Annotated in this window: 6 protein-coding genes; 5 read left to right on the forward strand and 1 reads right to left on the reverse strand. The window is 63.0% G+C overall.

Translation table 11 applies throughout. The features are described from left to right. The first annotated feature begins 3 nt into the window (after nt 1–3). Nucleotides 4–1,539, forward strand: coding sequence for a class I adenylate-forming enzyme family protein (locus GIW48_RS24970; RefSeq protein ID WP_236462219.1), 1,536 nt, complete (start codon nt 4–6; stop codon nt 1,537–1,539). 38 nt (nt 1,540–1,577) lie between these two features. Next, entirely contained in the window at nt 1,578–2,900 is a 1,323-nt protein-coding gene (locus GIW48_RS24975; protein ID WP_099549187.1) for an MFS transporter, read from the forward strand. Nucleotides 2,901–2,904: 4 nt separating this feature from the next. Here GIW48_RS24975 and GIW48_RS24980 read toward each other — a convergent pair whose 3' ends face one another. After that, the gene (locus GIW48_RS24980) at nt 2,905–3,216 is read right to left on the reverse strand and encodes a hypothetical protein (RefSeq protein WP_017134601.1); all 312 of its coding nucleotides are present in this window, start codon (nt 3,214–3,216) and stop codon (nt 2,905–2,907) included. A gap of 202 nt (nt 3,217–3,418) precedes the next feature. Here GIW48_RS24980 and GIW48_RS24985 point away from each other — a divergent pair, with 202 nt between their 5' ends. The 3 genes from GIW48_RS24985 to GIW48_RS24995 are packed head-to-tail and all read left to right on the forward strand — an operon-like array spanning nt 3,419 to nt 5,581. Beyond that, nucleotides 3,419–4,075 (forward strand): secretin and TonB N-terminal domain-containing protein, encoded by a 657-nt coding sequence (locus tag GIW48_RS24985; RefSeq protein WP_017134602.1) that lies wholly within the window; start codon nt 3,419–3,421, stop codon nt 4,073–4,075. Continuing rightward, complete coding sequence (locus GIW48_RS24990) at nt 4,072–4,617, forward strand: RNA polymerase sigma factor (protein WP_017134603.1); 546 nt, start codon at nt 4,072–4,074, stop codon at nt 4,615–4,617. The genes GIW48_RS24985 and GIW48_RS24990 overlap by 4 nt, the downstream gene beginning before the upstream one ends. A gap of 37 nt (nt 4,618–4,654) precedes the next feature. After that, complete coding sequence (locus GIW48_RS24995) at nt 4,655–5,581, forward strand: FecR family protein (protein ID WP_236462222.1); 927 nt, start codon at nt 4,655–4,657, stop codon at nt 5,579–5,581. Nucleotides 5,582–6,331: the final 750 nt, after the last annotated feature.

Here is a 6,331-nt window from a genome sequence, read left to right on the forward strand (position 1 = left end):
ACCATGAACATTGCCAACTGGCTGCACGACACCCAGCGCCGCGATCCGCTACGCCCGGCGTTGTTTGAGGGCACGCGGCAAGTCGCCGACTACGCGACCTTCACCGCCCATGTCCGTCAACGCGCTGCGCAACTGGTCGATCAATATGGCCTGGTGCCGGGCGATGCGGTAGCGCTGCTGATGAAGAACAGCTGCGACTACCTGGAAGTGCTCTACGCCGTCTGGTGGCTGGGTGGCGTGGTGGTGCCGATCAACGCCAAACTGCACCCGGCAGAAGCTGCGTGGATTGCTACCCATGCCGAGGCCCGCTTGATCTTTACCGACGGCGGCCGGGTCTTCGCGTCATCCCGGGACTTGCCTGCGCGCTGCAAGGAACTGGACGCTCACACACTGCCGCCGACCCGCGGCTGGCCGACCCTGGAGCAGCCGGTGCCGCGCCAGGATCAGGACCTGGCCTGGCTGTTCTACACCTCCGGCACCACCGGGCGCTCCAAGGGCGTGATGTTGTCCCACGGCAACCTGGTCGCCATGTCGCTGTGTTACCCCACGGATGTCGACCCGGTGAGTGCCGACGACGCAGCCGTGTATGCCGCGCCGATGTCCCACGGTGCGGGGCTGTACAACTTCATCCATGTGCGCTGCGGCGCCCGGCATGTGGTGCCGGCTTCCGGTGGTTTTGATGCCGGCGAGTTATTTGGCCTGGCTACGGAGCTGGGCAATGTATCGCTGTTCGCCGCGCCGACCATGGTCAAGCGCATGGTCGAACAGGCGCGGCGCCAGGGTTATGGCGGCGACGGCATCAAGACCATCGTCTACGGAGGCGGGCCGATGTACCTGGCCGACCTGTGCGAGGCGTTCGACACCTTCGGCGCGCGCTTGGTGCAGATCTACGGCCAGGGTGAAAGCCCGATGACCATCAGCGTATTGCCTCGCGCTGTGATCGCGGACCGCCAGCGCCCAGGCTGGTTAACCTTGGCGGCGTCTGTTGGCCATGCGCAAGCCTGTGTCGAAATCCGTATTCTGGATGCCCGGCACCAACCGCTGCCGACCGGCGAGCGCGGTGAGATCGCCGTGCGCGGTGCCACGGTGATGCAAGGTTATTGGCGCAACCCGCAGGCCACCGCGCAAACCCTGGTGGATGGCTGGTTGCTCACCGGCGACATCGGCTTTCTCGACCTGGCCGGCTTCTTGACCCTCACCGATCGCTCCAAAGACGTAATCATCACTGGCGGCAGCAATGTGTACCCGCGTGAAGTCGAGGAAGTGCTGGTGCAGCATCCCGACGTGTCCGAGGTGTGTGTGGTGGGTGAGCCGGACGCGCAATGGGGCGAGTCAGTGGTGGCCTTCGTGGTTACACGCAGCGGGCAGGCGCTGGACGAGGCCGAACTCACCGCGTGGTTTCTGCAGCGCATGGCGTCATTCAAGAAACCCAAAAAGTATGTGTTCAGGGCCGATTTGCCGAAGAACAGCTACGGCAAAACCCTCAAGACCGACTTGCGGCAGTGGTTGAAAGCAGCGAGTATCGCCGCGCTTTCCTAGCTTTTCATGGACAGAACAACCGACAAGGAGTCCCTTCGATGGGCAATACAGCGCAAGACACGCAGCGCAAGCGCCGCCGTGCATTCCTCGGTGCCACCTCCGGCCACTTGATCGAGTGGTACGACTATGGCGTCTACGGCTTTCTCGCCGTGTACATCGGCCAGGCGTTTTTCGTCTCCGACGACCCCACCACCAGCCTGCTCGCCAGTTTCGCGGCGTTTGCCCTGAGCTTCTTTATCCGGCCGTTGGGCGGGCTGTTCTTCGGCCCGCTGGCGGACAAGATCGGCCGGCGCAAAACCCTGATCATGGCGCTGGTGATGATGACCGGCTCCACTGTAATGCTGGGCCTGTTGCCCACTTATGCGACCCTTGGTATCGCCGCGCCGATCCTGCTGATTCTGGTGCGCTGCGTGCAGGGCTTTTCGGCGGGCGGCGAGATCGGCACCGTCACCAGCTTTATCTCCGAATACGCCGGCCCCGGCCGCCGCGGTTTTGCCACGTGCTGGTTGATGGTTACCGCCGTGCTCGGCCTGCTGCTGGGTGGCGCCGTGGCGAACGGCATGACCTGGATTCTGGGCGCCGACACGATGCAGGAATGGGCCTGGCGCGTGCCGTTCCTGATCGCGGCGCCGCTGGGGTTTATCTCCATGTATATCCGCCTCAAGCTCGAAGACAGCCCGGAGTTTCTGGCCCTGCAACGCGCCGGGCAAACCTCCCGCGCGCCGCTGCGCGAGGTCTGGCAGTGGAAACGCGCCATCGCCCTGGTGTTCTTCATCATTACCTTGCACAGCTCGATCTTTTACCTGGTGCTGACCTTCGCCTCGACCTACATGGCCAAGATCCTCAAGTTCGACAGCGGCACCACCTTGCTCTATGTGTTTGTCGCCAGCTTCTCGGCGGCATTCGTGATGCCGTTTGGTGGCGCCTTCACCGACAAATACGGGCGCAAGCCGTTTCTGATGGTGATCGGCACTTTGGCCACGCTGGCGATGTTCTGGCTGTTCAAATCGGCACCCACCGCCACGCCCGCGTCGTTCTTCGCGCCGTTGATGGCCGTGGCGATCCTGTTCGGGCTGTACGCCTCATCCACCTACGCGCTGATGAGTGAGTTGCTGCCGACGCGCATCCGCTCCACCGGGATTGCCGTGGCCTATAACGTGCCGGTCGCGGTGTTTGGTGGCAGCGCGCCGCTGATCTCCACCTGGCTGATCAAAGTGACGGGCGACATTACTTCACCGTGGTACTTCTACGTGGCCACCGGTGTGGTATCGCTGATTGCCCTGGTGGTGTTGCGCAAAGAAGATTTTGTTGCCAGCGGTAGCCCGGTGGTTGTGCCGCCTGCGGCTGCGGCGTTGGCCTGATTGCTCAGGGGCGCTGGGGTTTTACCGACGTCCCGAACGTATTGCCCATGCGGTTACTGGTCGCCGCCGGCGTGGCCAACCCCACCTGGTTCGGCGGCCGCTTGTGTACCGGGAGGTTCTGCGCCTCGCGGTTCTTTTGCGCGGCCTTGGCCGCGTCCGGGTCATTGCCCATTTGCTGGCTCAGGCAGCCATAGTCGGGCGCCTTGTACCCATCTACCGTGACTTCCGTGCAGCCTTTGGCAGCGGTTTCGGCGTGGGCGGCCAGTGGCAATGCGACGCACAGCAACAGGCCGGCGAATGGGGTGTAACGCTTCATCGGAGCCTCCTGGCAGGCCCGCACAGAGGGGCCGTTAGTGTTGCGAAGTGTAGTTCAGCGGGCTTGCCGTCACCGTGATGTTTTTTTTGCTATCACCGTAACATCAGGTTCATAAACGGGCCTCAGGATGACGGTTTTCAAGGACACGTCAGCCGTGCAGCGATGCCGCGTGGGGGGTGAACAGGGAGGCTGGAAGCGCGCCATGGGTGCCCTGGCCTTGCTGTTGCTGTTGGTTGGCATAACGCCCGCCAGCGCCGCGCCATCGCTGCTGACATTGGACCTGCCCGCGCAGGACCTGGAACACGCACTGCATGCCTACAGCCGCGCCACCGGGATGGCGGTGCTGGTCGACCGTGAGTTGACGCGGGGCCGGCGCTCCATCGGTGTGCGCGGGCGGTTCACTGCGCAGGAGGCGCTGGCGGTGCTGCTGACGGGGAGTGGGCTGATGGCGCGTTATGCACGTGATGATGCGGTCACCCTGCAAGTCCCGCCGACCCCGGCGCCTTTGCTGCGGGGAGCGTCAGCGCGCAATACGGCACGCATCAACACCAGTTACGCCGCCGCGCTGCAACAGGCGATCGAAGCCAGCCTGTGCCGTTCGCCACTGACCCGGCCCGGCAGCTTTCGGGCGTTGGTGCAGGTGTGGGTCAACGCTGATGGCGTGATTGAACACAGCCGGCTGGTCAGCTCCACCGGCGATGAACAACGCGATGAAGCACTGGTGCGCAGCCTTGGGACAACCCGGGTCGAACGCCCGGCACCCAGCGCGCTGCGCCAGCCGGTGACGTTACTTTTGATGCCCGACACAACAGGAATACGCATGGAATGCACAGCAGGGACGGGAGCCGCGGGCGCATGAAGAACACCGGGCACAGTGCGATGGTCAGTCTGTTTCTGGCCTCCTATGAAGACTTCAAGGTGCGCCTGCGCAAACGCTTGGGCTCGGAGGACCTGGCCAATGATGTGCTGCACGAAACCTACCTGCGGGTCGACCGCATGGACGTGCCGCCGAACCTGCAACAACCCAACGCCTACCTGTACCGCATGGCCCTGAACATCGCCGCCGACCGCCGCCAGGCGGATGCGCGCTTGCTCACCGGCAGTGAAGTCGAGGCGTTGCTGCAAAGCGCCGATGAGGCCCAGGACCCTTCGCGGGTGGTGGGTGGCCAGCAAGAGATCCAGTCGTTGGTCAAAGCCCTGTACGAACTGCCGGCGCGCCGACGCAAGATCCTGATCGCTGCGCGCCTGGAAGAAGCGCCGCACCTGGAAATCTCCCAGCGCTTCGGTATTTCCACGCGCATGGTAGAGAAGGAAATCAAGGCTGCTTTGGGCCATTGTGCCAAGCGCCTGGAAAGAAAAGTGATTCAGCGGTTCGGTCCCGGGGCCGGAAAACCGTCTTAGTGTCGAGTCCCTGATAAAACCGTGAGTATGTGCGCGCTTGAACATTTTCAGTTTCCCCTCCACCCGGCAATCGCCCGCTGACCCTGTGCACGAACAAGCCCGTGATTGGTTGCTGTTGCTGACCTCGGGCCGGGCCACCGTGGCTGATGCCAAGGCGCTGCAGGCCTGGGTCGCGCAAAGCCCGGCGCATGCCCAGGCGTTCGAGCAGGCCAAGCTGTTGTGGCGGCAATTGGGCGCGGCCGCCGAACAGTCGGCGCCGCACCGTCAGTTTGGGCGTCGTGCGTTCCTGGGTGGCGCGATTGCGGCCACGGCGGCAGTGGTGATGGTGCGTGTGGGCGTGCCGGGCGGGTTTGCCGGATTGAGGGCCGACTATCGCACCGAGGTGGGTGAGCAGCGCCAGGTGCTGTTGAGCCAAGGCGTCAGCCTGGAGCTCAACACACAGACGCGTATCAGCCGGGTCGGGCAGGGGATTGAGTTGCTTGAAGGCGAAGTCGAAGTGCTTGCACAGCTGGCGCAACCGCTCAAGGTGCAGGCCGGCGAGGGCTGGGTGACTGCGGCGCAGGCGCGGTTCAATGTGCGCAACACCGACCGCAATGTGTGCGTGACCTGTATCGAGGGTTCGCTGACGGTGGATGTTTCCGGGCGCAGTGTGCGCTTGGACAGTGGCCGGCAACTGACTTATGGCGCGGGAGGTGTGGGCGAGCCGATTGGGGTGGATGCGCAGGCGGTCGTCGCTTGGCGTGAACAGGTGCTGGTATTTAACAACGCGACATTGGCGACGGTGGTGGATGAGATCAATCGTTATCGGCCGGGGATGTTGGTGTTGCTTAACAAGGAACTGGGGCAGCGGCGGGTGCAGGCGCGGTTCAGTTTGCAGCAATTAGCGGGCGTGGCGCTGTTGATTCGGGATGCGTATGGGGCCAAGTGTACTGAGCTGCCGGGTGGGGTGGTGTTGCTCAGTTGATCGTTGCTCAGTTGATCGTTCCCGCGCTCTGCGTGGGAATGCCGCCATGGACGCTCTGCGTCCGCTTTTAAACACTGCTTGGTGTGTAGGATTTTTTCCTCGGTGATTGTAGGTGTCTTCTCGTTGTGTTTTTTCGGCCTCTTTGAACAGCTGCCCAATCCCACGGGCGGTGTTTATAGTCACTGCTGGGAAAAAGCACGGCAGGGAGCCGATCCTTCATGAATATCTGCAATAAGCATCTTCAGGGGCAGGCGGCACAGCCAACTTGTCTTGTGCATTCGGGGCACCGCCTGCGGGTGGCGCTCAAAGCGTGCGAAATTCCGCCGACGGCGTTTGCCGAGTGGTTGCGCATTAGTCCGCAACGTTTGAATAATTGGTTTTTGCGGGGTTTGCCGGATGTGCATCTGGAGGGACTGGCGAGCGCGTTGAGTTTGAGCAGGGTCTGGCTTGAGACTGGGGAGGGGGAGCCGTAGGTTGGGGGTATATCCGTTATTTGGGTAACGGCGGCTATTGGTTCCGCTCTTACAGCGGGTCACTTTTGGCAAACGCCCGGAATGCCGGCCCAGCCAAAAGTAACCAAAAGGTCTTCGCCCCACCACTCGGTGCCTCGCTTAGGCTCGGCATGCCCTCACTCCGGCTTGAATCCGTGGGCCGCCGCGATGGGCCATCCTTGGCCCAGCGCGGCTAACCCGGCGTCCTGCCGGGTTACCCACGGATTCAAGCCTGCGTTCGGCCATCGTGGTTAACGGG

The sequence above is a fragment of the Pseudomonas sp. PA-6-3C genome, from assembly GCF_021605825.1.
Classification (GTDB): Bacteria; Pseudomonadota; Gammaproteobacteria; order Pseudomonadales; family Pseudomonadaceae; genus Aquipseudomonas; species Aquipseudomonas edaphica.